Genomic DNA, 26,689 nt, shown 5'->3' with positions numbered 1-26,689 from the left:
GGTCCACTAAGACGACAACGTTGTCGTCTCATCCCCGGGAGCGCGCGTCAAGAGTGACGCCCGTTAAAGGGCGGCATGTACGGATCAGAGCGGCAGCAGGTCCGGCCTCTTGGCGACGACCTCGTCGCCCGACGACCGGCCCCGCAGCCGCCGCTGGATCCAGGGCAGGAGGTAGGCGCGCGCCCACCGCAGGTCGGCCCGGCGCGAGGTCAGCCAGTCGACGGACGGGGCCGGCGGCCACGGGTCACGCCAGTCGCCCGTCACCGGTACGCCCAGCGCCTCGCAGGCGGCGAGCCCGACCCGGCGGTGCCCCTCCGGGGACATGTGCAGCCGGTCCTCGGCCCACGCCCGGGGGTCGAGGAGCTGGCGCATCGACCACAGGTCCACGAGGTGGCAGTCGTGCCGGTCCGCGATGGCCCGCAGGTGCAGGTTGAACATGGCCGCCCTGCCGCGGATCCGGCGCAGGACCGGCACGTCACGGGTGTCGAAACCGGTGAACACCAGCACCTCGGCACCGGTGGCGCGCAGGCGGCGCACGGCTCCGTCGAACACCACGGCGAGCGCGTCCGGGTCGGCTCCGGGGCGCAGCAGGTCGTTGCCCCCGCCCGCGAACGTGATCAGGTCGGGCCGCAGCTCGATCGCGCGGGGGACCTGCTCGTCGACGATCTGCCGCAACAGCCTGCCGCGCACGGCCAGGTTGGCGTACTGGAGCCCCGGCCCGGCGGCGGCCAGATGCTCGGCGAGCCGGTCGGCCCAGCCGCGGTAACCCGCGGCCGGGACCCGGTCTTCCAGACCCTCCGTGAAGCTGTCGCCGATGGCGACGTAGGAGGTGTAAGTCGAGATTTCAGTCACGTCCGACCATGATGCAACACGCGGTCACCCGGCCGTCAACCGGGTTCAGTGGTTGATGGGCACGCCGCGCGCGCGCATGGCCAGCGCGTGCTCGACGAGCGTGATCAGCGTCACCTTGGTCGACTCGCGGTTCCGCGCGTCGCACGTGACGATCGGGACGTGCTGCCCGATCGTGAGCGCCTCGCGCACGTCCTCGATGCCGTGGTTGTACACGCCGTCGAAGCCGTTGATTCCGACGACGAACGGCATCCCGGACTCCTCGAAGTAGTCCACCGCCGGGAAGGCGTCGGCCAGCCGGCGGGTGTCGACCAGCACGACCGCGCCGATCGCGCCCTTCACGAGGTCGTCCCACATGAACCAGAACCGGTGCTGACCGGGCGTCCCGAACAGGTACAGGATGAGTTCCTGGTCGAGGCTGACCCGGCCGAAGTCCATGGCGACGGTCGTGGTCGTCTTGTCCGGCGTCGCGGACAGGTCGTCGACCCCGGTGCTGGCCGAGGTCATCACGGCCTCGGTCGTCAGCGGCATGATCTCTGAGACCGAGCCGACGAAGGTCGTCTTCCCGACGCCGAAGCCACCTCCCACGATGATCTTTACGGAGGTCATGCCGGGCGAAGCGCCCGGACTAGAGCTTGCGAAGTCCAACGAGAACCCTTTCCAGCAGCTGGAGATCGGGCTGTCCCTCGGTGAAGGGGGACTGGTGCACGCGTACCAGGCCTTCGTGTGCCATGTCAGCGATGAGCACACGCGCGACGCCGAGGGGCAACCTCAGCAGCGCCGACACCTCCGCCACCGAACGCCAGTTCCGGCACAGATCGATGATGGCTTTGTATTCAGGAGTGAGGGTGGTGATGTCCCGGCGGGGATACGGCGCCGCCGAGATCAACGCCTCGATGGGCAGGTCGTACCTTGGCTTAGTACGGCCGCCGGTGACGGCGTACGGCCGCACCAGCGAGCTGCTCTGTCCCGTCTCCGAGGGCTGCGGGGGCGGCCCCGGCGGCGGGGTGTGGTGCCGGCCGGAGTCCGGCCCCGAATAGGAGCCGAAGTCCCGGTTTCCGTACCTGCCGCCGTCCACCCTTAACCGATCCCTGGTTCCGCGCGCAGCGCCGGAGTGAGCACCCGGCCGACGCGCTCGACGAGCAGTGCCATTTCGTAGGCCACCAATCCCATGTCGCAGTCGGGCGCGGCCAGCACGCCGAGCACCGAGCCGTCACTGATAGCCATCACGAACAGGAGGCCGCGCTCCATCTCCACCAGGGTCTGGGTGACCGCCCCGCCCTCGAAGATCCGCGCCGCACCCTGCGTGAGGCTGGTCAACCCGGAGGCGATCGCGGCGAGCTGGTCGACGCGGTCGGCCGGGAAGCCCTCGGAATACGCCATCGGCAGGCCGTCGGAGGAAACCACCACCGCGTGCGCGACGCGAGGGACGCGCTCGACGAATGTGGTCACCAGCCAACTGAGATCCTGGCGGCTGTTCACTGGTTCTCCCGTTCATCATCTTCGGGCCGGATCGCGGCGCGACCCCTGCGTACGCCCTGCTGGAAGCTGGAGAAACGGTTCCGTACCGTTTCGGCCTCCGGCGGCTGGAAGGCCGGCCGGGGCGGCGGCTGGACCGACGGCTGGACCGACGGCTGGACCGACTGCTGAGGCTGCGGCGCCGGCCTCGCCGAGGCGATCGATCCGGGGATCCGGTTGTTGCCCGGCACCCGTTTCGGCAGCCCGGCCGCGGTCTTCCCACCCACCGAGGGGGCGCGCACCGTCTCCGCGGCCCGGAAGCCGTCGTCTGCGGGCGAGGACCACTCGGGCGGAGGAGCCGACTCAGTTCTAGCCATTGATCCCGTCTTGCGGCGTTGGAACCATTCCGACTGCATTGCCTCGAAGATAGGGGAACGTCCTCCGTTCTGGTCTCCCAACCGACCTTCCTCGCGGGTGGAACCGGTCACCGGCGGCCGAGCCGGCTGCCTGGACGGCGGGAACGGCGGGTTCTGCGGCCGCGACGGACGCGCCGGGGGCGGAGCACCGGCCGGACTCCCCGACCGTCCGGGGGCCGACGGCGCGGCGCCTCTGCCGGGAGGCGAGGTGTTCGCCGGCTTCCGCTTGGGAAGGGGCGCGTCCTGCGGGCCCCGAGGCTGCTCGGCCTGGCCGTACGCCGGCTCCGCCGGCTCGGCCGGACGCCGTTCGGGTTCGCGCCGGCCCCAGACCGGCTCCGCCGGTTCGGGCTCGTCCCAGACCGGCTCCGCCGGCCTGCGCAGCGGCTCGACGGGGCTTCGCGGCGGCTCGCCGTCCAGCGGTGCGGGCTCGGAGGCGGTACGCGCCGCCTCGCGAAGGTTGCGGGCGGGCTCCCACGGCGTGTCGGGTACCGGCGCCGAGGCGATCGGCTCGGGGCTGCGAGGCAGTTGCCCGCGTACGGCGGGCGCCTCCACCCCGAGCGACCTGCGGGGGGCCGCCTCCACCGGCGAGTCGAGACGGCGGGGCGCGGGCGGGTTGCCGTCCTGGATGGCGCCGGCCGGCAGGATGACGAAGGCGGTCAGACCGCCCGAGAGCGCGGCGCGCAGTTCGACCCGGATGCCGTGGCGCTGGGCCAGTCGGCCGACGACGAACAGGCCCATGCGCCGGGAGATCGACACGTCGATCGTCGGCGGGTTGGCCAGCTTCCAGTTGGCCTCTTCCAGTTCCTCCGGCGACATGCCGACGCCGTTGTCGGAGATCTGCAGCATGGCGCCGCCGCCGCTGAGCAGGTGACCCGACACCGCGACCTTGGTGTGCTCGGGCGAGAACGTGGTGGAGTTCTCCACGAGCTCGGCGACCAGGTGGACGAGGTCGTTGACGACCCGGCCGATCACCGACACGTCGTCCTGGATCCGCAGGGTGACCCGCTCGTACTGCTCGACCTCCGACAGCGACGCGCGGACGATGTCGACCAGCGGCACCGGCTTGTTCCACCGACGGGTCTGTTCCTGACCGCCGAGGACGAGGAGGTTCTCCCCGTTGCGCCGCATGCGGGTGGCCAGGTGGTCGAGCTTGAACAGCGACTCCAGCCGGGACGCGTCCTGTTCGCTCTGCTCCAGATCCTCGATCAGCCGTAGCTGACGCTCGATCAGCGACTGGCTGCGGCGGGAGAGGTTGACGAACATCGCGTTGACGTTGCCCCGCAGCAGCGCCTCGTTCGACGCCAGGCGCACGGCCTCGCGGTGGACCTCGTCGAAGGACCGCGCGACCTCGCCGATCTCATCGGTCGTGTGCACGTCGATTGGATCGACGGTGATCGGCTCGTTGCCGGCCTCCGCGTCGCGCAGGCGGCGGACCAGGTCGGGCAGGCGGTGACCGGCGACCTCGAGGGCGCCCGCACGGAGTTTGCGGAGCGGGCGGACGAGGGACTGCGCCATGACCAGGGTGACGAGGAGGACGAGGATCAAGACGATGGCGATCGCCGCCGCGTTCATGATCGCCGACCGGATCGCGTCGGACTGGCGGTGCTTGCTGCCCGCGATGACCTGGCCGGCGAGCTTCTGCTCGACCTGGCGCATCAGGTCGATCTTGGCCGTCGACGTCTTCAGCCACTCTCCGGCGTCGTCGGTGGTGTCGGGATCGAGGTCGAGGCGCCTGGTGGCCTTGCCGCCGAGCCCGAGCGCGATCGCGCGCTGGCGCAGCACCGAGGACTCGTCGACATCCGGGCCGATGACCGTGTCGTCGTACAACTGGCTCTGGTCGAACGTCGCGGCCTCCCGGAAGGTGGCCACCTCGCTGTCCTCTCGGGCCTGGGCGGCGGCGAGGGACGAGACGTCGTTGACGGTCAGGGCGCCGTTCAGCGTGGCCGAGTACAAGAGCGCCCGCTGCTCGGAGGCCTGCTCCTTCGCGCGGGACACGGCCGCGAGCGCACGGACGTTCGCCGTGAGCGTCTCGTCCGCCGCGCCCTGCGCGATGACGTCGTTGAAGGCCAGCAGGTCGTTGATCGACTCGGAGTAGACGATGATCACCGAGGCCGCCGGCATCTTCGTCTTGGCCGCGTTGTCGCGCAGGTTGGAGATGGCGTCCAGCCGGTTGCGCATCCGCGTGGTGTTGGCGAGGACCTGGGAGCCGTACGACGCGTCGATCCCGGCCGACAGCCTCCGCACCTGGACCGCCGCGGAGTCCGCCTTCGGGTACTGCTGCTGAACCCGGCTGAGCAATGTCGGGTTGCGATTGTCCGCGATGTAGGCGGCCGTCAGGTCGCGCTCGCTGCTGAGCGCGTGCACGAGGGCGGTGATCTGGCTGCCGAGCTCGGCCAGGTGCTCCACCCGGCTGTACGTCTGGGCGCGGTCGACGGAGGTGGAGATCCGCAGTCCACCGAAGGCCACGGCGACCACCGTGGGGATCAGGATCAGGGCGATCAGCCGTCGCCGCACACGCCAGTTGCGCAGCCGGAGCCTGCTGCCGGGCCCACGGGCACCAGCAGACAGGGCGCCGCTCTCCTCCGCCGCCGGAGACGGCGGAGTGCGGTCACCAGGCTCGTCGTTTGGTTGTATCCGCACTTGGCGTTTACACCCTCTCACGGTAAGGATCCGCGCTGGTAAGAAGCTGGGGAGAAAAGGAGGCGCCGACAAGGGGTACATCGGGTCTGCCGTCCAGCGTCCGACATTGCAGCACACCGTAGGGACTGCTGGCAAAGAGATCGAAATACTGCGTCTAGTGTTGCTGTTGGAGTAACCTCACCGCCGCTCACAGTGACGGCAACTCGATGATGCGACATAACTCTTAGTAAGTCGCCATTCATTCTCTGTGATACTTGACTCATCCGGGATGGATGCGATCGCACTCGACAATGGCCGAGGGAAATTCACGTCGCCGCCAGGGCGGGGCGAGCGGCGACCACGCGACGAGCATGGTCACGCTCCCACGACTTCCCGGCGCCCCCTCCCGCCGGCGAGAGCGGAGCGCCTACAGCGCGTCAACCTTTCAAATCGCCCAAAACATGACATTTGCGCGTCAATCTCCCTTGACGACCGGTCAATCGGACCTCTTCTGCCGCCTGCGCACCACAGGGCGTGTGCTGTAACCTCCCCCCTGATCGTGACTATTCGGGCGTTGTCGCCTGACAACCGCTTGCCCACGGTCCCCACTTCCCCATGCCCCCGCAATGCTCCAGCCTTCTTCCCCTCCTACATAAGGAGCGCCATGAGACGGTTCGGGTCTCGCCCCGCCCTCCTCACGAGTCTTCTTCTCACCGCCGCCCTCGCCGTGGGCTGCGGTGGCGGCTCAAAGTCGGACAACGACGCGAGCGGCCTTGAGAAGAAGACCATCACCGTCGCCTCGCTTCCCCTCGTGGACGCCGCCGGTCTGCATATCGCCGTCAAGCAGAAGTTCTTCGAGGCCGAGGGCCTCAAGGTCAACATCAAGCCCGTCGCCCAAAGCATCCTCGCCCTGCCCGCGCTCAAGAACGGACAGGTCGACGTCATCGCCGGCGGCAACTACGTGACGTTCCTCCAGGCGAATGACACGGGTCAGTTGAAGCTGCGCATCCTCGCCGACGGCGCGGCCCAGGCGCCTCGCTTCATGGAGCTGCTGGTCCCGAAGGACTCGCCCATCAAGCAGCCGAAGGACCTCGAGGGCAAGACCGTCGCGGTCAACATCCCGAACAACATTCAGTCCTTGACCTTCAACGAGGTCCTCAAGGCGAACAACGTCGACCCGAACAAGATCAAGTACGTCAAGGTCGCGTTCCCGGAGATGGGCGCCGCGCTGCAGAAGCACCAGGTCGACGCGGTGCACACCGGTGAGCCGTTCGGCACCGACATCCAGCGGAAGCAAGGCGCGCGGATGGTCCTGGACGGCGGTGGCCCGCCGGTCACCGACCTCCCCGTGAGCGGCTACCTCAGCACGGAGGACTTCGTCAAGAAGTACCCGAAGACCGCCGCCGCCTTCCAGCGGGCCATCGAGAAGGCGCAGCAGCTGGCGTCCAGTGACCGCAAGAAGGTCGAGGAGGTCCTGCCCGGCTACACCAAGGGCATCGACGCCCAGGCCGCCTCGGTCCTCAGCCTGCCCGGGTTCCCGACCTCGTCGAACCCGACCCGGCTACAGCGGCTGATCGACCTCATGGAGCAGAACAAGATGCTCAAGAACAAGCCGGACCCGAAGACGCTGCTCTTCACGCCCTCGGACAAGTGACCAAGGCAGTATGACAACGCACAACCCGCGATCCCGGCATCTCTCGCGCACCGGCAGGTGGCTGCGGGGGATCGCCGGGCTCGCGATCCTCGTCGCGGCGAGTGAGGCGCTCGGGCGGGCGGGCATCGTCGACAAGACCTACCTCCCCCCGGCGTCGACGGTTCTCGCCCGCGCGGTCGGTCTGGCGGCCGACCCGGACTTCATGACGAACGTCCTCAGCACGATCAAGGCCTGGGCCCTCGGCCTGGCCATCGCGGTCGCCGGAGGTGTTCCGCTCGGCCTGCTCCTCGGCGGCCTCCCCGTCGTCGGCACCGCTGTCCGGGCGGTCCTGGAGTTCCTCCGCCCGATCCCGTCCGTAGCGCTGATCCCCCTGGTCAGCCTCCTCCTGGGTACCGGTCTCGCGACCGAGACGACCCTGATCGTCTACGCCGCCGTGTGGCCGGTGCTGTTCAACACCATCTACGGCCTCCAGGACGTCGATCCGGTCGCCAAGGAGACGCTGCGCACGTTCGGCTTCAGCAGGGTCGAGATCATGTGGCGGGTCTCCCTGCCGGCGGCGGCGCCGTTCATCGCCACCGGCGTGCGGCTGGCCGCGGCCGTCGCGCTGATCCTCGCGGTGGGCACCGAGATCCTGTCCGGCTTCGGCTCGGGCCTCGGCATCTTCATCGGCCAGGCCGAGCAGGGTCTCGACGGCGCTCGGGACGTGCTGGCCGGCACCGTCTGGGCCGGAGCGCTCGGCCTCGTCATCAACACCGTGCTGGTCCAGGGCGAACGCCGCCTGTTCCGCTGGCACGCCGCGCAGTCGGGAGGACGCTCGTGAGCGCCGCCGCCGTGGGCCGCCGCCCGGGTCGTTACGGCACGGGCCTGTTGACCGCCATCGTGCACCGCTGGATCGTCCTCGCCGTCGCGGTCGTCCTGTGGGAGGCCGGTACCCGGGTCGCGCACAGCCCCTCCTTCCCTCCGCCGTCGACGATCGTGGCGAAGATGTACCACCTGTGGTTCGCGGGTCCGGCCTCCCACCTGTTCCTGACCTCGGACGCCACGGGCAACCTCCTGCCGAGCCTGGGCCGGATGGCCGTCGGGCTGGCGGCCTCGATCGTCGTAGGGGTGGCCCTCGGCCTGCTGCTCGGCCGTTCGGACCGGGTGTTCGCCTATCTCGATCCGCTGTTCCAGTTCGCCCGCGTTATCCCGCCGCCGACTCTGGCGCCGGTCTTCATCGTGCTGTTCAAGCTGGGCTCCCAGATGCAGATCGCGTCGATCGTCTTCAGCGCGATCTGGCCGATCCTCCTCAACGCGGCGGACGGCGCGCGATCGGTGGACCAGCTGCAGATGGCCACCGCGCGGGTGTTCAGGCTGTCGTCCACCGACCGGCTGTTCAAGATCATCCTCCCGTCCACGCTACCCAAGATCTTCGCCGGGCTGCGGCTGAGCCTGTCGCTGTCGCTCATCCTGATGGTCTTCTCGGAGCTGCTTCCCGGCGCCACGAACGGGATCGGGTTCCTGATGAGCGACGCCCAGAGCCGGTCCGACCTGCCCACGCTGTGGGCGGGCATCGTGCTGCTGGGGATCCTGGGATACATCCTCAACACCCTGCTGCTGGCGGCGGAGCGCCGCGCCCTGGCCTGGCACCGGGCGGCCCGCCGCGTCGACGCGACATGAGAGGCCAGATGACCGACGGGCTCACCGTCCGGGACGCCGTGTTCGACTTCCTCCGCGGCGTCGGGCTGACCACCTTCTTCGGCAACCCGGGCTCGACCGAGTTGCGGATGTTCGCGGGGTGGCCGGACGACTTCGGCTACGTGCTCGGCCTGCAGGAGTCGGTGGCGGTCGCCGTCGCGGCCGGCCACGCGATGGGCACCGGGCACGCGTCCCTGGTCAGCCTGCACTCCGCCGGTGGAGTGGGACACTCCCTCGGCGCGGTGTTCAACGCCTACCGCGACCGCGTGCCGATCCTGATCGTGGCGGGCCAGCAGTCGCGTGCCATGCTGCCGACCCGCCCCTTCCTGTCGGCGGACGAACCAGCGCTCTTCCCACGGCCGTACGTGAAGTGGAGCCGGCAGCCGGAACGCGCCGAGGACGTTCCCGCGGCGTTCGCCGAGGCGTACCACGTCGCGATGACCCCGCCGCGCGGACCGGTGTTCCTCTCGGTGCCCGAGGACGACTGGGACCGGCCCGCCCGGCCGGTCGAGCCCCGTGAGGTCCGTGCCGGGTTCGTCGGCGAGCCCGCGGCGCTGCGGGAGGTGGCCGACGCCCTGAACGCCGCCCGGGAGCCGGCGATCATCGTCGGCGCCGGCGTCGACGACGACGGCGCGTCGCCCATCGTCACCGAACTGGCCGAGCGCACCGGCGCGGCGGTGTGGATCGGCCCGCTGTCCAGCCGGTCCGGTTTCCCGGAGGATCACCGGCTGTTCCGCGGTTTCCTACCGCCGGTCCGCGACCAGCTCGCGCGTGCCCTCGAACCGTACGACGTGATCGTGTCGATCGGCGCGCCGATCTTCACGTATCACGTGCACACCGAGGGTCCGTACCTCCCGGCCGGCGCGCGGCTGTTCCACCTCGACTGCGACCCCGCGCAGACGGCCTGGGCCCCGGTGGGCACCAGCGTGCTCACCACGATCCGGGCCGGGGTCACCGCGCTGCTGGAACTGGTCGAGAAGGCCGACCGGCCCGCACCGCCGCCCCGGCTCCGGCCGCCCGCGCCACCGGCCACGGACCCCATCGAGCCCGCGCTGGTGATCGAGACGCTGCGCGGCCTGCTGCCGGACGACGCGGTCGTCGTCGAAGAGGTCCCCAGCCACCGGGACGTGCTGCACGACCGCCTGCCGATCACCCGGCCCGGCGGGTTCCTCACGACCGGCAGCGGCGCCCTCGGCTGGGGACTGCCGCTCGCCGTCGGCCGCGCGCTGGCGGGTACCGGACAGCGTGTCGTCTGCGTCGTGGGCGACGGTTCCAGCATGTACTCGATCCAGGCACTGTGGACGGCCGCGCGTCACCGGGCGCCGGTCACGTTCGTGGTGCTGAACAACCAGGCGTACGAGGCCGTCAAGGCGCTCGGCCGCCGGATCGACATACCGGACGTGCCCGGCACCGACCTGGGCGGCATCGACTTCGTCTCGGTCGCCGCGGGGCTCGGGTGCCCGGGCCGCCGCGTCGAGCGCGCCGACGAACTGGGCGACGCGCTGTCGCAGTCCCTCGGCCATGACGGCCCGTTCCTCGTGGACGTGTCGGTGGCCGCGGGCACCTCCTCCGCCTACTCCTCCCCCACCGACTCCCGGACGAGGTGAATTCCGTGCTCCAAGTCGAGAAGCTCGGTCATTACTACGCCGATCACACGGCCCTGGAAGATGTGAACCTCGAGATCGCCGAGGGCGAGCTGGTGAGCATCGTCGGGCCGTCCGGCTGCGGGAAGTCCACGCTCCTGCGCTGCATCGCCGGGCTGATCCGCCCCTCACAGGGCCGGATCACGCTGAACGGCAAAGAGATCACCGACGTGCCCGACAACCTGGCCGTCGTGTTCCAGGACTACAGCCGTTCGCTGCTGCCGTGGCTGACCGTGCGCGACAACGTCGCGCTTCCCCTGCGCCGGCGCGGCAGGTCCAAGTCCGAACGTCAGGCGGCCGCGCTGGGCGCCCTCCAGGCCGTCGGCCTGGCGGACGCCGCGCACAAATACCCCTGGCAGCTGTCGGGCGGTATGCAGCAGCGCGTGTCGATCGCCCGCGCCCTCGCCTACCAGCCGGCCCTCCTCCTGATGGACGAGCCGTTCGGCTCGGTCGACGCGCAGACCCGCGAGGACCTGGAGGACCTCGTCCTGCGGGTGCGCAAGGACGGGATGACGATCCTGCTCGTCACGCACGACATCGACGAGAGCGTCTACGTCGGCGACCGGGTCATCGTCCTGGACCGGGCCCCGGGGCGGATCGTCGCCGACCTGGCCGTGGGCCTGCCGCAGGCACGCGACCAGATCACCACGCGGGAACTCCCGGAGTTCGTGCACATGCGGGCCGAGGTCGGCCGTCTCGTTCGCGGTCAGGCGCCGCCCGGAGCCGATCTCTTCTGAGAGCGGGCGGATCCCCCGGAGGGACCGCCGCCCGCCGAGCCCGGCGGGTCCCCGGAGGGACCACCGCCGCAGAGCCCAGGCGGGCCCCCCGGACGAACCGCCGCCCGCCGAGCCACGGGCGGATACCGACCATGAGTCGATCCGGCCCTCGCCGCCATCCCGATGGAGAGACCTTGAGCGAAGAATTCCGCCCCCGCACCACGGCCGAGCACCTGCTGTGGCTGCTCCACCAGCACGGCGTCGACCACCTCTTCCTCAATCCCGGCACCGACTCGGCCCCCCTCCAGGAGGCGGCGGTCACGCTCGCCGAGGTGGGCGCCGGGATGCCGAAGATCATCACGTGCACGTTCGAGTCGGTCGCCCTCGCCGCGGCGCACGGATACTGGCAGATGACCGGGCGCCCGCAGGCGGTGTTCGTCCACGTGGACGTCGGCACACAGAACCTCGGCGCGATGGTGCACAACGCGATGCGGGACCGGGCCGGGGTCGTCGTCATCGCCGGCAAGACACCCTACGGGGAGGACCCGGACTCTCCCGGCGGCCGTTCGCACACGATCCACTGGCAGCAGGACGTGCCCGACCAGGCGGGCGTCGTCCGCGGGTACGCGAAGTGGACGTTCGAGGTGACCCGCCCGGACGTCCTGCCCCGGGCCGTCGGCCGCGCCGTGCAGATCGCCCGCGGTGGCCGGCCTGGACCCGCGTACCTCATGGTCTCCCGCGACGTGCTGATGGACCCGCCCGCCACCGGGCCGGGCCGGACGGGCGGGTACGCCGTGCCGCGCCCGCCCGCGGCGGACGCCGAGACGGTGCGGCGGATCGCGGACCTGCTCACCACGGCCGAGCGGCCCCTGCTGATCACCGCACGGACGGGTCGCCGTCCCGGCGGCTTCGAGGCGGTGACCCGGCTGGCCGAACTCGCGGGGGTTCGCGTCATCGACACGCCGGAGAGCGGATGCGTCAACATCGCCACCTCCCACCCGATGCACGTCCGCTCCGCCGGGGCCGCACGTCGCGCCGTGGCCGAGGCGGACCTGATCATCGTCGCCGACTGCGACGTCCCGTGGATCCCCAAGTTCGTCCGGCCCGCCGAGGATGCCACGGTCGTGCTGATCGACGCGGACCCGGTGAAGGAGGACATGCCGCTGTGGACCTTCCCGGTCGACGTGGCCGTCGCCGCGCCCGGAGCGGTGGTCCTGGACCAGGTGGCCGCGGCCCTGGGCGACCTCGACCCGGCGGCGAAATGGCGCGGCGCCGGCACGGACGAGGAGCCCGCCGCCTCCGCCCGGGCGGGTGACGCGATCGTCGCCCGCGAGGTCTTCGAGGCGCTGAACGCCGTGCTCCGCGCGGACGACATCGTCGTCGAGGAGGCGGTCACCAACGCGGGAACGCTCCACGAGACCCTGGAGCGCAGCCTGCCCGGCACCATGGCCGGGACGGGCAGCCCGGGACTGGGCTGGGGTCTCGGCGGGGCCGTCGGCGTGAGCCTGGCGGCTCCCGAACGGCGCGTGGTCACGGTCGTCGGGGACGGCAGCTTCATGTTCGGTGTGCCGACGGCGGCCCTGTGCCTGGCCGCGGAGGCCGACGCCCCCATCCTCGCGGTCGTGCTGAACAACGACGGCTACAAGGCCAGCAGGATGCCGGTCTTCGAGCTCTTCCCCGAGGGACGCTCGGCCGCGCGGGGCGACGCGGTCGGCACGCGGTTCCAGAGCCCGCCCGACTTCGCGGCCGTGGCCCGCGCCTGCCACGCCCAGGGGGAGAGCGTCACCGACCGCGCGGACCTGGTCCCCGCTCTGCAGCGTGCCCTCAAGGCGCTGGAGGCCGGGAGCTCGGCGGTCGTGGACGTGCGCCTGGCGCCGAACTGACCGCGCGGGCCGGGGCCGGTCCGCCCGGTCCCGGCCCGGTCGCGCCCGCCCGCCTCTTCTTGGTGATACCTCTTCTTGGTGACACCCCGCGTCGAAGGAGGAACGCTCTCGTGGACGTGCTCATCGTGGGTGCGGGAATCGCCGGTCTGACGACCGCGCTCGCCCTGGAGAAGGCCGGTATCGGCACGCGCGTCGTGGAGGCGGCGCCCGTGCTGCGGCCGCTCGGCGTGGGCATCAACCTGCAGCCGCACGCCGTACGGGAGCTGACCGAGCTCGGGCTCGCCGACGCCCTCGAGGCGACGGGGATCGAGACCCGCGAGATGATCACGACGGACCGGTTCGGCAACCGGATCGCCGTTCATCCGCGCGGCCGGTACGCCGGGTACGACTGGCCGCAGTACTCCATCCACCGCGGCGACCTGCAGATGCTGCTGGCCGACGCGGTGCGCGAACGCCTCGGCGACGACGCCGTACGGACGGGGGCGTCCTTCGAGGGATTCGAGGAGGACGCCGATGGGGTGACCGCGCGGCTGCGCGACCGCGGCGAGGTCGTCACGCTGCGCGCCGACCTGCTCGTGGGCGCGGACGGCATCCACTCCGCCGTACGGCGGCTGCTGCATCCGGGTGAGGGCGCGCCGCTGTGGAACGGCGTCCGCATGTGGCGCGGCGTCACCGAGGTCGACGAGTTCCTGACCGGCGACACCATGCTCGTCATGGGCTCCCACAGTGTGGGGCGCATGGTCCTGTACCCGATCTCCCAGAGGGCGGCCGAGCGCGGCCGCTGCCTGGTCAACTGGGTGGCGGAGGTGCGCGTCTCCGCCGACCCTCGGGACGGGGCGGCCACGGCGAACTGGACCCGCGAGGGGCGGCTGGAGGACGTGCTCCCCCACTTCGCCGACTGGCGCCACGACGGCTTCGACGTGCCGAAGCTGCTGGCCGGCGCCGAATGGATCCTCGACTACCCCATGGTCGACCGCGACCCGCTCCCCTCCTGGGGCCGGGGCCGGGTGACGCTGGCCGGGGACGCCGCCCACCCGATGTACCCCGTGGGCTCCAACGGCGGCTCGCAGGCGATCCTGGACGCGCGGGTCCTCGCCCGGGAGCTGGCCTCCTCGGCGGACCCGATCGCCGGGTCGCGATCGTACGAGGAGATCCGTCTTCCGGAGGCCAACGCGGTCGTGATGGCCTGCCGGAACATGCCGCTGGACAAGATGCTCGACCTGATCGCCGAACGCGCGCCGGAAGGGTTCGCCCGGATCGAGGACATCCTCGACGCCGACGAGGTCGCCAGTATGCGGGGGATCTGGAAACAGACGACCGACCTGGACGCCGAGGCCCTGAACAAGCGGGAGTCCTGGGACCCCGCCGCCGGCTGACGCGGCGCCACCGGCTCGCCGGCGGTGCTCCGGCGGCCGAGCCGGTGATGAAGCGGACTCTTCATCCCGAAGGCCGGATCACTTGGCGTCCGCGTAGCACTCGACGGCGACGGCCTCCATCGGGAAGCGGACCGGGGTGTCGCCGAACACCAGGCGGCGCGCCTCCGTCGCGGACTCCCGGATCGCGGCGGTCACCGCCTCGGTCAGCTCCCGGGGGGCGTGCACGATCACCTCGTCGTGCTGGAAGAAGACGAGCCGCGGGGCGGCGTCGCCGGAGCCCAGCGCGGTCAGCCTGCGGCGCAGCGCCGCCAGGAGAACGAGCGCCCAGTCGGCGGCGCTGGCCTGGACGACGAAGTTGCGGGTGAACCGGCCGCGGCTGCGCACCGCCGATCCGCCGCCGTCCTGAACGGCGAGGTCACGCCACTCCTGTGACGGCGGCGGGCACGTGCGGCCCAGCCGCGACCGCACCACGCGGCCCGACTCCCCGGCGCGGGCCGCCGCCTCCACATAGTCGTACGCGGCGGGGAACCGGCGGCGCATCACCGCGAGCAACTGCGGCGCCTCTCCGCTCGTCCCGCCGTACATGGCGGACAGCAGCGCGATCTTGGCCTTGTCGCGGGCGCCGCCGAAAACGCCCGCGAGCGCGGAGTAGAGGTCGCTCTCGCCCGCGGCGGCGGCGAACGCCTCGTCGCCGGCGAGCGCGGCCAGCACCCGCGGCTCCAGTTGGGCGGCGTCGGCGACCACGAGGCTCCATCCCGGATCGGCGACGACCGCGCGGCGCAGCACCTTCGGGATCTGCAGCGCTCCCCCGCCGTTGGTGGCCCAGCGCCCGGAGACGACGCCGCCGACGACGTACTCCGGGCGGAACCGGCCGTCGCGCACCCACGTGTCGAGCCATGACCAGCCGTGCGCGACGTAGAGCCGGGCGAGCTCCTTGTACTCCAGCAGCAGCCGGGCGGCCGGGTGCTCGACCTGCCGCAGCACGTGCGACCGGGTCGACGGGATCCGCACGCCCTCCTGCGCGAACGCCTTGACGATCTGCGACGGCGAGTCGGGGTTGATCCGCCGGCCCAGGGCCTCGCCGATCCGGTCCGCCAGGTGCTGCAGCCCGCGCGGCCGCAGACCGGGTGCCGGACGCGGGCCCATGAGGTCGGTGAGCAGCGCGTCGTGGACGTCGGGGCGCCACGGCAGACCGTCGTGGCCCATCTCCGCGGCGACCAGCGCGCCCGCCGACTCGGCGGCGGCGAGCATCCGCAGCCCGGTCTCGGCGATCCGTCGCTGCTGCTCGGCGTGCACGGCCACGACGGCCTCGATGTCGTCCGACGGGCCCTCGTCGAACAGCGTCGGCAGGTCGTGGGCGACGACCGGATCGTCCGGGACGGGCCGTCCGTGCAGGCGGGCCAGGGCCGCCGCGACGGAGCGCGGCTCGCCGAAGCGGCCGGCGTGGCCCAGCAGGAGCGTCTCGGTCAGCTCGAGGTCATGGCAGCGCGCGACGCGGACCCCGGCGCTGAGCAGGCGCGGGTAGAGGTCGGCGGTCGAGGACCACACCCAGCGGATCCCGCCGGTCCGTGCCGGGACGTCACCTCGCGCCTCGCCGGGCGGCACCGCGGCGTCACCTCGCGTCCCACCGGGCCGTACCGCGGCATCGCCGTGCGCGTCACCTCGCGTCCCGCCGGGCCGGGACCAGGCGGCCTCGCGGCGGGCGATGGCGGAGACGAGGTCGGTGACCGGCTCGGCCGGTCCGGTGGGGGTGCCGTCCTCCGCGACCGGGCGCAGCACCCCGCCGTCCCCCACCGCGCCGACTGCGATCCGCATGGGTCGATTGTGCCTGGCCCCACCGACGAAACGGAGCGGTGGGGCCGGGCGGACGATCCGCGCCGAGGACGGAAAAAGACCCTGTGACCAGGGTCTTCTGGCTGGGGCCGTCAGGCGGCGAGGGGAACCTGGGCCCCGGTCGGCGCGCCCTGGTACCGGTCGACGACCTTGTTGAGCTCGATCTGGTAGTACAGCGTGCCGAAGCCGAAGAGGCCGAGCAGGAAGGCGAGACCGCCGCTGCAGGTGGGCTGGAGGCCCGCCGCCTGCTGGGCGTTCCGGACGTGCCCGGCCAGCGTGATGTAGGTGACGAGCGGCCAGATGCCGAGCGTGATCCACCCGAACAGCAGCGAGCACAGCGCCATGCCGGCGCTGACCTGGCGGCGGCGGTCGAAGTTCGCCAGCTCGCTGTGCACGCTGTAGTACCAGACCAGGTTGTAGATGCCGAGGGTGATCAGCGGGAGGCCCAGCCACACGCCGACCGGGTTGCGGCGCTTCATCTGGATGCCCATGAGGGCCGGCTGCCCGTGCTGCGCGGGCACCATCTGCCCGGGGCCCTGCGCCATGCCCTGGTAGCCGGGCTGCCCCTGGTACTGCGGCGTCGCCCCCGCGTACTGCGGCTGGTGCTGCTGCGGGTAGGGGTTGCTCATTAAGGCCTCTCCTGAGGTCGGGGGGGTCGCGGCAGACGGGTGCCGCCATAGGTGCATCTCTCAGACGCGGCATAGGGCGCCATGGTTCACACGAATGATCCGTCATATCCGGAGTTGGATCATCAGTTCGTCTTCGAGCGGAGGGTCGAGCTCGTGCTCCCGGCATCCGGTCGCGGCGAAACAGCGGATCCGCAAGCTCTCCGGCGTGACGTCGAGGCGCAGGAAGCTCTTGAACAGGGGCGGCCGGTTCGAGTCGGACACCGGGGAGAGGAACCGCTGGTAGACGCGCCGGACGGGGAGGCGCAGGCGGGACCGGCGATGCGGCCTCGGCGGCACGCCGAGCAGCGAGGCGACGATCCTGGCACGCCACGTCACCGTCGCCCGCGTCTCCCGGTGCGGCGGTATCCCGAGCCGCTGTTCGATCACCGCGGCCGCCTCGTCCTCGGACAGCTCGAAGAACCGCCGGAGCCGCAGCCTCCTGCCGTACAGCCTGCTGTAGAAGGCGAGGCAGTCGCCGCGCAGGGGGTAGCAGCGGAACTCCTCCTCGGAGACGCCGCCCACCGTCACGCGCGGGATCGTGTGCGTCGCGTGCATGAAGGCGCCGCCGCCGCCCGAGACGATGTACTCGATCACGCGGTCTCCGACCCGCACCGGATACCGCTGGTAGTTGTGGATGTCCCCGCCGATCGCCGCGACGTAGTTGCAGGCCGGGTCGCGGACGATCTCGTCGACGGTCCCGCCGCCCGCGATCGGGCAGGGATGCAGCGCGTCGTCCACGTACAGCGGCTTGCCCGTGATGAGGATCTTCGGCTTGGGCCCCTGGGACACGCGGCGCAGCCACGCGCCCTGGTCGGCGTCGATGCCGCCGAGGATGCCCGTGTCGATGCCGATGATGCGGAGCGGGCCGGCGTCCATCACCCAGTACGGTCCCGGCTGCGCCGCCCGTTGCCCCGGCGCGGACCGCAGGGCCTCCGCCGCGGCGAGACGCCCCTCGTCGGCGACCTCGGGTTCCTTCCAGAACAGCCGCCGCCACCATGCGGCCGACAACCGCTTGGGACGGCCGTCCGGGGACAGCGGAGGCGCGCCGCAGAAGACGCGCATGAACCCGCCGAGTCCGTCGTACCAGTCGTGGTTGCCCGGGACGGCGTAGATCGGGGCGGCATAGCCCTGGTAGGGGCGGAAGAAGTTGGTGGGGTAGTCGTTCACGCTCCCCGTGGGGTAGATCACGTCGCTCGCGATGACCGCGAACCGCGTGCCCGCGCCGATCTTCTCGAAGCCCGGCACCACGGCGTACTGCGAGGCGTCCCCCTCGCCCGTGTCGCCCAGGATCATGAACGAGAAGGAGTCCGGGTCGTCGCGCTCGATCGCGAAGTCCGGGGAGGCTCCCCGCGCCGACTGCTCACGCACCCAGCGTGCCCGCTCATCGTCGGTCGGGTCGCCGAACCAGCGGGCGAGGACGTCGTTGCGGGCCCGCCAGAGCGTCGCGGGGTTCGTCCACGACAGGGATCGCGCCCGGCTCGGCATCAAGGCGGTGTACGTTCCCGGCTCCCGGCACGTCCAGCCGGCACCGGCCGCGGAGTCGCGAGAAGAGGGGGGCACCCGGGCAAACTAGCAGTGAAGATCAGCCCGTTGCCGCTGTTCGGCACATTCCGGCCAGGTCGCCCGGGCGTCCGGGCAGGCCCTGGGCGGGTCCCGCCGGCCTCGGCCCGTCAGGGCACGGTCGGTGGGTCCGGCCGCCAGGCGGGACGCGGCTCGAAGTCGCCCGGCGGCTGCGGCTCGAACCTCTCGTGCGGCGGCGGCCCGTCGCCCGCCGGACGCGGCTCGGACCGGTCGTACGGCGCGGCGGGCGGGGTCTCGTATCCGCCGGCGGGCGGGGGCTCGTACTGGCCGGTCTGCGGCAGCGGCGGCCGGGGCTCCGGCGCCGCGCTCAGCAGCGCCTCCGCCAACGTGGCGATCTGGTCCGACGGCAACCGGAAGGTGCCCTGGCACACCCCGCCGTTCCAGATGCTCAGCACGACGACCCCCGCGTCGGGATGGCGGCTGAGCCGCAGCGCGCGGTCCGCTCCCCGGGAGTCGAAGAACACGTCGCCCTGCTTGGGCAACGGCGTGGCCGCTGACATGGGGCAAGTGTGTCCCGGTGACCAGCGGCTGTCCAGCCCGCGAACAAAGAGGATGATCTTTCTCACCCGAGACTTTGTCCCCCGGAACCCGGCGGCAGGGCGTGGATCGACCCCGGCTCTACCCGCGGCTCAGGCGAAGGCCCGCGGGTCGTCGGTGGAGACGATCTCGCGTCCCAGCGGCACCAGCGAGACCGGGATGAGCTTGAAGTTCGCCAGGCCGAGCGGGATGCCGATGATGGTGACGCACAGCGCGATCCCGGTGACCACGTGGCCGATGGCCAGCCAGAGCCCGGCGACGAAGAACCAGATCACGTTGCCGATCGCCGACATCACCCCCGCGTCGCCTCGCCGCACCACCGTCTTGCCGAACGGCCACAGCGCGTACGCCCCGATCCGGAACGCGGCGATCCCGAAGGGGATCGTGATGATGAGGACGCAGCAGACGATCCCGGCCAGAAAGTAGCCGAGTGCCAGCCACAGCCCGGCGAAGATCAGCCAGATGATGTTCAGGATGGTGCGCATGGCCCCTTTTCTTCCCAACCGGTCGCGTCTCGTCCGTACGTTCTGACCTACGTTATGACGCGTTCTCACGGCCGGCGGTTCCCCGGACGCTCCCGGGTTCACCGGGGGCGGACGAGGGTGGAGACCCGGGCGGTGTCGTCGTCGGGCACGGGGTCGGGCACGCCGCCGACCGCGGCGATCCGGCCTCGGGCGACGAGCTCACCGCGGGCGTCCGGCAGCACCCTGACGTCGAACCGCGCGGCGAGCGACCGGCCGGGTTCGAGATGGCGCACCACCAGCGCGGCCTCCCGGTCGCCGTTGTACCCGTCGACGCCCGTCGGCAGCCAGGCCCCGGTCCGTACGGTGCCCGGGGGCAGCACGCTGCGCACCGTGATCGGGCCGGGCGCGCCGGGCCCGTGGTTGGTCAGCCGCACCGAGTACGAGAACCGGCCGCCGGGCCGGACGGTGGGCGGCGCGGCGATGGACAGTTCGAGGTCGGCCGGGCGCACCGTCGCGTCGCCGGACGGCCGGTCGAACGGGTACCGCCAGGGCCGGTCGGCCGGGTACCTCGGCGGCGTCTCCGCCGGGTACCGCGCCGGGCTCTCGGCCGGGGACGGCGACGGCGTGCCGGCCGGAGTCCACGCCGGCTCGGGTGCGCGCCCGGCCGTACGGTCCGCGCCGCGCGACGCCGCCCGGTCGGGGCCCTGACGCGCGGGCCGGTGGTACGGGGCCGGGAGCGGACCGCGGGCCATCGTCTGGGCGGACGGGGCCGGCTGCGGCCGGCCGGGACCGGACGAGGCGGGCCGCCGTGCGTGCCGGTGCTCCGCCGGCCCCTCCGCGAACGTCCTCGGGAACCGGTGCCCGACGCGGGCCCACGGGACGTACCGGGCCGGCAGTCCCCCGGCGGGCCGCCCGTCCGGCCTGGGCGCCAGGGCCGCCAGCACCGGCAGGCCCACCGCGATGCCCGCCACCGCGGCCAGCGCGTGTTTCACAGTGATCGCCCCCGCACACCGGGAACGTACCGCCGTCGTCTTCTGGGACCGGTAAACCGCGCGCCAAGTGTCAGACCGGATCGGCGATCACGTTCAGCGCGCCGGGCAGCACGCGCGCCGTCGCCGGCAGCACCCCGAGCAGCTCGCCGTCGGCGCCGTACGGGATCTCCCGGTCGGCCTCGACCCGCACCTCCCGGCCCCGCAGCACCTCGACCACCGGGCGGTCGACGTGCGTGCCCCGCGGCAGCTCCCGCATGACGGCGAAGAACAGCCGCTTCGGCGCGTGCCGGATGATGACGACGTCGAGGAGCCCGTCGTCGACCGCGGCGTCCGGCGCGATGTGCAGGCCGTAGCCGTAGAACCCGGAGTTCGCGACGACGACCGTGTAGCCGCGCTCCTCGTGGAGCTCGCCGTCCACGGTGACGCGGTAGGAGACCGGGCGCCAGGTCGCGATCGCGCGCAGCGGGCCCAGGTAGTACGCGAGCGGACCGGGCAGCCGGGTGAGCCGGTTGATGTGGACGTTGGCGACCGAGTCCACCCCGGCGTACACGCTGCCCGCGACGACGCGGGACTCGCCGTCCGGCGAGGTCACCTCGATCGCGTCGATCCGTCTCGGCTCGGCCTCCAGCAGCAGGGCGGCGAGCCGGTCCGGCTCCTCCGGCAGCCCGAGCTGGCGGGCGAAGTCGTTGCCTCGGCCCGCCGGCAGGATGCCGAGCACGCCGTCCGTGCCGGCGAGCGCGCCGGCCAGCCCGCCGACCATGCCGTCGCCGCCCGCCGCGATCACCGCGTGGCCCTTGTCGGCCGCGGTGCGCGCGAGTTCGGCCGCGTGCTCGAGGCTGCGGCTGTACTCCACGGTCATCTCCGCGCCGGCCTCGCGCAGCAGCCGCGCGAGCGGGATGAGCCGGGCGGCCGCGTCGCCGCCCGCGGCCGGGTTCACCACGGCGGTGAACGAACGCATCCTCAGCACCCTTCTTCCAGTACCGCGAGTCCGGCCCCGCCGAGAAACGCGCGCGGACCGGGCTGCCGGGCTTCCGGCATCCCTTCCGCGCGGCTCCGGCGGTGGCCACGTCCTCCGCCGGATCGTACGGGTCATCCGGTGGCGGGCGGGACGAGCACGCCGGGATTGAGGATGCCGGCCGGGTCGAGCCGATCCTTGACCGCGCGCAGGACGTCGACGCCGAGCGGGCCGATCTCGTCGGCGAGCCGGTCACGGTGGTCGGTCCCGACGCCGTGGTGGTGGGTGATCGTGCCGCCGGCCTCGATGATCGCGTCGCCGACGGCGGCCTTGGCGTGCCGCCACCGCCCCAAGGGGTCGTCGCCCTGCGCGGTGACCACGGTGAAGTACAGGGAGGCCCCGTCCCGGTAGACGTGCGAGATGTGGCACATCACCAGGGAGGACGGCAGCTCGCGGGACAGCGTCTGCCGCACGCTCTCGGCGAGGCGTGGCAGCACCGACCAGAACCCGGCGGTCTCCAGCGTCTCGGCGAATGCCCCCACGTCGAGGAGCGCGTCACGGAGGTACGGCGCGGAGAACCGGCCGGCGGCCCAGCTCTCCCCCGGCGCGTCGCCCAGCGGCTCCCCGCCGTGCGCGGTCAGGACGGCGTGCGCGCCGGCGCGGCGCGCCGCCACGTCCTCCCGATGGCCTTCGTACCCGCAGACCGCCAGGCAGCCGTCGCCGCGCCCCTCGCCGATCTCGTCGGGCCGGGCGAGGCCGATCATCGTCTCGGTCTCGTCGGACAGCCGGAGCACGGTCGGCAGCGGCCCGTCCTGGGCCAGCGCCCGTACGGCGGCGGTGCCCTCGGCGAACGTGGGGAACCGCCAGCCCTCGTACCGGCGCGTCTCCGGCAGCGGGCAGACCCGCGCGGTCACGTCCGTGATGACGCCGAAGGCGCCCTCGGAGCCGAGCACCAGCTCGCGCAGGTCGGGGCCGGCCGCGGACCTTGGGGCCCGGCCGAGCGTCAGGGTGCCGCGCGGCGTGGCGACGGTCAGGCCGGCCACCATCTCGTCGAACCGGCCGTAGCCCGCCGACGCCTGGCCTGAGGACCGCGTCGCGGCGAACCCGCCGATGGTCGCCCACTCGTACGACTGGGGGTAGTGGCCGAGCGTGAACCCGCGCTCGGCCAGCAGCGCCTCGGCACGCGGGGCGCGCAGGCCCGCCTGGAGGGTGGCCGTCCGCGACACGGTGTCGTGCGCGGTGATCCGGTCCAGGCGGCGCAGGTCCAGCGCGACGACGCCGGCGAACCCCTCCCCCGCCGCGGTGAGGCCGCCGACGACCGACGTGCCGCCGCCGAAGGGGACGACCGCGACGCGCTCGCGCGAACACCGCTCCAGGACCGCCAGGACCTGCTCATGGTCGGCGGGGAGCACGACGGCGTCCGGGGCCGCGCTCGCGTCACCCGCGCGGATGCGCAGCAGGTCCGGCGTGGACTTCCCGCGGGTGTGCCGGATCCGCGTCTCGTCGTCGCTCACCACCCAGTCGGGGCCGACGGTCTCCGCCAGGACGCGCACGGCGGGGTTCGGCGCGGGCGGTGTCATCTCCTCGAGCCGCACCGGCGGCGCGGGATCCGCCCGCACGCCGAGCAGCTCCCGCAGCAGCCCGACGACGGAGGCGGGCAACGGCGTGGCCCGGTCCGGATCGCCCCAGCCGTCCCAGCGCATCCTCGGCACGGCCCCTCCCTTCCTGCGGATGATGACGAGATTTACACTGTTACACATGACGTCTATTCGTCACAAGAAAGACGCGATGCTCGACGCCGCCCGCGACTGTGTCCTCGCCGTCGGAGTGCGGCGCACGACGCTCACCGACGTCGCGCGGCGGGCCGGAGTGTCCCGCATGACGATCTACCGGCGCTGGCCGGACGTGCGCACGCTGGTCGCGGACCTGATGACCCGGGAGTGGGCCGACGTGGTCGCCCGCGTCACCCCGCCCGGCGACGGCGCGCCGGTCCGGCCGCAGGCGGTCGAGGCGCTCGTCGCGGGCGTCGCCGCGCTCCGCGGGCACCGGCTGTTCCACAAGATCCTGGAGGTCGACCCCGAGGTCCTCCTGCCGTACCTCCTCCAGCGGCGCGGCACCACCCAGGACACGATGCTGCGCGCCTTCGAGAAGACCCTGCGCGCCGGCCACCGCGACGGCACGATCCGCGCCGGCGACCCGGCGCGGCAGGCCCGCGCCGTCCTGCTCGTCGTGCAGTCCTTCGCGATGTCCGGGCACATCGTCGCCGACGGCGTCCCGGCCCTGTCGCCGGAGGCCTTCGACGACGAGTTGCGGCAGATCCTCGACCGGTACCTCGCGCCGTGACGCCGCCGGACTCCTCCCTGAACGCCGCCCGGCGGGCCCGTGACCTGGCCGCGCTCGCCGCGGGCGAGGTCGTCGACGTCCTGGTCGTCGGGCTCGGGGCGACCGGCGCGGGCGTCGCGCTCGACGCGGCCTCGCGCGGCCTGTCCGTCGCCGCCGTCGACGCGCACGACCTCGCCTTCGGCACGTCCCGCTGGAGCTCGAAGCTCGTGCACGGCGGCCTGCGCTACCTGGCCTCCGGACAGCTCGGCGTCGCGCACGAGAGCGCGGTCGAGCGGGGGGTGCTCATGGCGCGCACCGCCCCGCACCTCGTACGCGCGCTGCCGTTCGTGCTGCCGCTGACGCCGCTGGTGTCGGGGTCGGCGGCGACCCTGTCGATGGCCGGGGTACGGGCCGGCGACCTGCTCCGGCTCAGCGCCCACACCCGCCGCGCCGTCCTGCCCCGGCCGCGCCGCCTGTCCGCCGTGGAGACGCTCCGGCTGGTGCCGGCGCTGCGCTCGTACGGCCTGCGCGGCGGGATCCTGTCCTGGGACGGTCAGCTCGCCGACGACGCCCGTCTCGTGACGGCGATCGCGCGGACGGCGGCCGCGCACGGCGCCCGGATCATCACCCGCTGCCGGGCCGCCGCCCTGTACGGCGACGGCGCGGACGTCCGGGACGAGCTGACCGGCGCGGAGCACGTCATCCGGGCCCGTGCCGTCATCAACGCGACCGGGGTATGGGCGGGCGGGCTCGCCGACGGCATCCGGCTGCGGCCCTCGCGCGGCACCCACCTCGTGCTGCGTGCCGACACGCTGGGCGTGCCGCTCGCCGGGCTGCACCTGCCGATCCCGGGGACGACCGGGCGGTTCGCCCTCGTCCTGCCCCAGGACGACGGCCGGGTGTACGTCGGCCTGACCGACGAGCCCGCGAACGGCCCGGTCCCGGACGTGCCGCGGCCGACGGAGGCCGAGATCGGCTTCCTGCTCGACGTCGTCGACTCCGCGCTCGAGGTCCCCGTGCGCCGCGCCGACGTCGTGGGCGCGTTCGCCGGGCTCCGCCCGCTGCTCGACGGACCCGGCGGCCGGACCGCCGACCTGTCGCGGCGGCACGCGGTGCTGACCGGCCCGAACGGCGTGGTCACGGTCGTCGGCGGCAAGCTCACGACCTACCGCCGGATGGCCCAGGACGCGGTCGACGCGGCGATCGAGGGACGCGGCCTCCCGGCCGGGCCGTGCCGGACGACCCGGCTGCCGCTGGTCGGCGCCGCGCCGGAGCTCGGCCGGCTGACCGCGCCGGCGCGCCTCGTGCGGCGGTACGGCGCCGAGGCGACCGCCGTTGCGGCCCTCGCGGCGGCGGACCCCTCGCTCGCCGAGCCGGTGGTGCCGGGCTCGGCCACCATCGGCGCCGAACTGGTCTGGGCGGTCCTCCACGAGGGCGCCCTCGACGAGTCCGACCTCCTCGACCGCCGTACCCGCGTCGGTCTCGTCCCCGCCGACCGGCAGGCCGCCCTTCCCGCCGCCCGCCGGGCCCTGGCCCACCTCCCCGCCGCGACCGGCCCCCGCTGACCGCGCGGCCCGGGAGCGGGACCGGCCCGGTACCGCACTGATCACGCGGTTGTACCGCTCCGAGGGGTGGTCAGGCATGCCGAAACGTGGCAACCTAGCGATTGCTTGTTTTGCTGCGCGGGCCACCGACGGAGGGCCACCGACATGATCGAATTCCACCCCGTAACACGGCACATCGGCGCCGAGGTGACAGGACTCGACCTGCGAAAACCACCGTCGGAGGAGGAGGTCGCGGAGGTCCGCCGGGGCCTGCTCGACCACCTGGTCCTGTTCTTCCGCGACCAGGAGATCACCGACGAGCAGCACCTGGCCTTCGCCGAGCGGTTCGGCACGCTGAACGAGCCGCCGATGAAGACGTCGGCCAGCGCCATACACATCCTCGACCAGAAGGACCCCAAGGGCGAAGGGGGGGACTCCTGGCACAGCGACAACACCTTCATGACGGTGCCCCCGATGGGGTCGCTGCTGCGTGCGGTGATCCTGCCCGACGTCGGCGGCGACACCAACTGGGCCAACATGTACCTCGCCTACGAGTCGCTGCCCCGGTCGATCCAGCGCCTGTGCGACGAGCTCGAGGCCGAGCACGACCTGACCATGTCGGTGACGAAGGCCATCGCGAAGGGCCACCGGCTCGACCTGGCGGAGATGCAGCGCAAGTGGCCGCCCGTCCGGCATCCGGTCGTGCGCGTCCATCCGGAGACCGGCCGCAAGGCGCTGTTCGTCAACCGCAGTTCGACGACCCGCCTCGTCGGCCTGGACGACCGGGAGAACGAGGCGCTCCTGCCGCTGCTCCAGGACGTCGTCCGGTCACCGGAGTTCCAGGTGCGGCTGAAGTGGCGGGTCGGCACGCTGGCCTTCTGGGACAACCGGCCCACCCAGCACTACGCGGTCGCCGACTACACCCAGCGCCGCAAGATGCACCGTGTCACGATCAACGCTCCGGCGGAGATCGACGACGGTGTCCCGAAGGGTCCCCGGTCGGCCTAGGGTTCCGACCGGTCCGGCGGCAGGTCCGGGATCAGGACTCCACCGCCGTCGCGTGCGTCGCTCCGGTCGCGAACGGCCGGGGCGGCGCGGGCCGGGGCCGCAGCGCGGACGACGGCTCACCGTCCTCGGCCGCCAGGCGCCGAACCAGCTCGGCCAGGGCCCCGGCCTGGGCCACCGGCGCCCACGCCGCCAGCAGGTTCATCGCGTCGGGGAGGGTCTCGGCGAAGACGTGCTCGACGACGTTCCCGGCGTTCCCCTCCAGCTGCAGCAGGAACTGCAGGGGCGGCTTCTCGCGGGAGTAGACCGTCAGCGTCAACGGCGTCGCGGCGAATCCTTCATCGCCGATCCGGCACCAGGCCTCGAAGCCGAGCCCCGCCATCGCGGCGTCCACGTCGCCGCCCTGCGGGTCGCACGCCGCCATCACCGGGTCCTCGCGCTCGGACCACTCGCCGTTGACCAGGCACCATGCGGGGACGGGCTCCATCGCGATCACA

The 26,689-nt window shown here is 72.6% G+C and carries 24 protein-coding genes; 10 read left to right on the top strand and 14 right to left on the bottom strand.

All coding sequences use genetic code 11. The features are described 5' to 3' along the window. Positions 1–84: 84 nt before the first annotated feature. The 5 genes from AB0L00_RS13885 to AB0L00_RS13865 are packed head-to-tail and all read right to left on the bottom strand — an operon-like array spanning position 85 to position 5,363. On the bottom strand, positions 85–852 hold the full coding sequence (locus AB0L00_RS13885; RefSeq protein WP_364432869.1) for an SGNH/GDSL hydrolase family protein: 768 nt from the start codon (positions 850–852) through the stop codon (positions 85–87). Between the two features lie 45 nt (positions 853–897). Continuing rightward, positions 898–1,458, bottom strand: a complete 561-nt coding sequence (locus tag AB0L00_RS13880) for an ATP/GTP-binding protein (RefSeq protein WP_345358644.1) — start codon at positions 1,456–1,458, stop codon at positions 898–900. 19 nt (positions 1,459–1,477) lie between these two features. Beyond that, the gene (locus AB0L00_RS13875) at positions 1,478–1,927 is read right to left on the bottom strand and encodes a DUF742 domain-containing protein (protein WP_364432865.1); all 450 of its coding nucleotides are present in this window, start codon (positions 1,925–1,927) and stop codon (positions 1,478–1,480) included. 2 nt (positions 1,928–1,929) lie between these two features. Beyond that, positions 1,930–2,331, bottom strand: a complete 402-nt coding sequence (locus AB0L00_RS13870) for a roadblock/LC7 domain-containing protein (RefSeq protein ID WP_141959232.1) — start codon at positions 2,329–2,331, stop codon at positions 1,930–1,932. Beyond that, a complete protein-coding gene (locus AB0L00_RS13865) occupies positions 2,328–5,363 on the bottom strand; it encodes a nitrate- and nitrite sensing domain-containing protein (protein ID WP_364432862.1) in 3,036 nt (1,011 codons plus the stop codon). Before AB0L00_RS13865 ends, AB0L00_RS13870 begins: the two co-directional genes overlap by 4 nt. Before the next feature lie 643 nt (positions 5,364–6,006). Here AB0L00_RS13865 and AB0L00_RS13860 point away from each other — a divergent pair. The 7 genes from AB0L00_RS13860 (at position 6,007) to AB0L00_RS13830 (ending at position 14,291) form a co-directional block, all read left to right on the top strand. Continuing rightward, complete coding sequence (locus AB0L00_RS13860) at positions 6,007–6,996, top strand: ABC transporter substrate-binding protein (protein WP_364408005.1); 990 nt, start codon at positions 6,007–6,009, stop codon at positions 6,994–6,996. A gap of 10 nt (positions 6,997–7,006) precedes the next feature. Next, positions 7,007–7,816, top strand: a complete 810-nt coding sequence (locus AB0L00_RS13855) for an ABC transporter permease subunit (RefSeq protein WP_364432859.1) — start codon at positions 7,007–7,009, stop codon at positions 7,814–7,816. After that, positions 7,813–8,655 (top strand): ABC transporter permease, encoded by an 843-nt coding sequence (locus AB0L00_RS13850; RefSeq protein ID WP_364432856.1) that lies wholly within the window; start codon positions 7,813–7,815, stop codon positions 8,653–8,655. Before AB0L00_RS13855 ends, AB0L00_RS13850 begins: the two co-directional genes overlap by 4 nt. An 8-nt stretch (positions 8,656–8,663) precedes the next feature. Next, complete coding sequence (gene mdlC / locus AB0L00_RS13845; protein WP_364432853.1) at positions 8,664–10,280, top strand: benzoylformate decarboxylase; 1,617 nt, start codon at positions 8,664–8,666, stop codon at positions 10,278–10,280. After that, complete coding sequence (locus tag AB0L00_RS13840) at positions 10,277–11,053, top strand: ABC transporter ATP-binding protein (protein ID WP_364432850.1); 777 nt, start codon at positions 10,277–10,279, stop codon at positions 11,051–11,053. The genes mdlC and AB0L00_RS13840 overlap by 4 nt, the downstream gene beginning before the upstream one ends. 173 nt (positions 11,054–11,226) lie before the next feature. Then, a complete protein-coding gene (locus AB0L00_RS13835; protein WP_364432847.1) occupies positions 11,227–12,915 on the top strand; it encodes a thiamine pyrophosphate-requiring protein in 1,689 nt (562 codons plus the stop codon). 110 nt (positions 12,916–13,025) lie between these two features. Next, positions 13,026–14,291, top strand: a complete 1,266-nt coding sequence (locus AB0L00_RS13830; protein WP_364432844.1) for a flavin-dependent oxidoreductase — start codon at positions 13,026–13,028, stop codon at positions 14,289–14,291. A gap of 78 nt (positions 14,292–14,369) precedes the next feature. On the opposite strand, the gene AB0L00_RS13825 is transcribed toward AB0L00_RS13830, so the two are convergent. The 8 genes from AB0L00_RS13825 to AB0L00_RS13790 all read right to left on the bottom strand — a co-directional run bounded on the left by AB0L00_RS13825 (position 14,370) and on the right by AB0L00_RS13790 (position 23,024). After that, positions 14,370–16,106, bottom strand: coding sequence for a bifunctional 3'-5' exonuclease/DNA polymerase (locus AB0L00_RS13825; protein ID WP_364432841.1), 1,737 nt, complete (start codon positions 16,104–16,106; stop codon positions 14,370–14,372). Positions 16,107–16,216: 110 nt separating this feature from the next. After that, positions 16,217–16,753: a DUF4234 domain-containing protein gene (locus AB0L00_RS13820; protein WP_364432838.1), complete on the bottom strand. Its 537-nt coding sequence runs from the start codon at positions 16,751–16,753 to the stop codon at positions 16,217–16,219. A gap of 102 nt (positions 16,754–16,855) precedes the next feature. Further along, positions 16,856–18,352 carry a metallophosphoesterase gene (locus AB0L00_RS13815; RefSeq protein WP_364432835.1) on the bottom strand — a complete coding sequence of 499 codons (1,497 nt, stop codon included), beginning with the start codon at positions 18,350–18,352 and terminating at the stop codon, positions 16,856–16,858. A gap of 110 nt (positions 18,353–18,462) precedes the next feature. Beyond that, the gene (locus AB0L00_RS13810) at positions 18,463–18,873 is read right to left on the bottom strand and encodes a hypothetical protein (RefSeq protein ID WP_364432832.1); all 411 of its coding nucleotides are present in this window, start codon (positions 18,871–18,873) and stop codon (positions 18,463–18,465) included. A 129-nt stretch (positions 18,874–19,002) separates the two neighbouring features. Further along, positions 19,003–19,395, bottom strand: a complete 393-nt coding sequence (locus tag AB0L00_RS13805) for a YccF domain-containing protein (protein ID WP_345358687.1) — start codon at positions 19,393–19,395, stop codon at positions 19,003–19,005. A gap of 98 nt (positions 19,396–19,493) precedes the next feature. After that, positions 19,494–20,366, bottom strand: a complete 873-nt coding sequence (locus tag AB0L00_RS13800; RefSeq protein WP_364432829.1) for a hypothetical protein — start codon at positions 20,364–20,366, stop codon at positions 19,494–19,496. Positions 20,367–20,436: 70 nt separating this feature from the next. Beyond that, positions 20,437–21,324, bottom strand: coding sequence for a YegS/Rv2252/BmrU family lipid kinase (locus AB0L00_RS13795; RefSeq protein WP_364432827.1), 888 nt, complete (start codon positions 21,322–21,324; stop codon positions 20,437–20,439). A gap of 131 nt (positions 21,325–21,455) precedes the next feature. Further along, positions 21,456–23,024 (bottom strand): FAD-binding oxidoreductase, encoded by a 1,569-nt coding sequence (locus tag AB0L00_RS13790; RefSeq protein ID WP_364433247.1) that lies wholly within the window; start codon positions 23,022–23,024, stop codon positions 21,456–21,458. Positions 23,025–23,079: 55 nt separating this feature from the next. On the opposite strand from AB0L00_RS13790, the gene AB0L00_RS13785 reads away from it, so the two are divergent. The 3 genes from AB0L00_RS13785 to AB0L00_RS13775 all read left to right on the top strand — a co-directional run bounded on the left by AB0L00_RS13785 (position 23,080) and on the right by AB0L00_RS13775 (position 26,195). Next, positions 23,080–23,664 (top strand): TetR/AcrR family transcriptional regulator, encoded by a 585-nt coding sequence (locus tag AB0L00_RS13785; protein WP_364432824.1) that lies wholly within the window; start codon positions 23,080–23,082, stop codon positions 23,662–23,664. Further along, the gene (locus AB0L00_RS13780) at positions 23,661–25,208 is read left to right on the top strand and encodes a glycerol-3-phosphate dehydrogenase/oxidase (RefSeq protein ID WP_364432821.1); all 1,548 of its coding nucleotides are present in this window, start codon (positions 23,661–23,663) and stop codon (positions 25,206–25,208) included. Before AB0L00_RS13785 ends, AB0L00_RS13780 begins: the two co-directional genes overlap by 4 nt. 144 nt (positions 25,209–25,352) lie before the next feature. Beyond that, entirely contained in the window at positions 25,353–26,195 is an 843-nt protein-coding gene (locus AB0L00_RS13775) for a TauD/TfdA family dioxygenase (protein WP_364432818.1), read from the top strand. A 31-nt stretch (positions 26,196–26,226) separates the two neighbouring features. On the opposite strand, the gene AB0L00_RS13770 is transcribed toward AB0L00_RS13775, so the two are convergent. Continuing rightward, complete coding sequence (locus AB0L00_RS13770; RefSeq protein ID WP_364432815.1) at positions 26,227–26,688, bottom strand: hypothetical protein; 462 nt, start codon at positions 26,686–26,688, stop codon at positions 26,227–26,229. Position 26,689 lies beyond the last annotated feature (1 nt).

The organism is Actinoallomurus sp. NPDC052308 (genome assembly GCF_040679195.1).
GTDB classification, from domain to species: Bacteria; Actinomycetota; Actinomycetes; order Streptosporangiales; family Streptosporangiaceae; genus Actinoallomurus; species Actinoallomurus liliacearum.
Note: the sequence above shows the minus strand (reverse complement) of the source record. Positions and strands in the feature narration are given on the sequence as shown.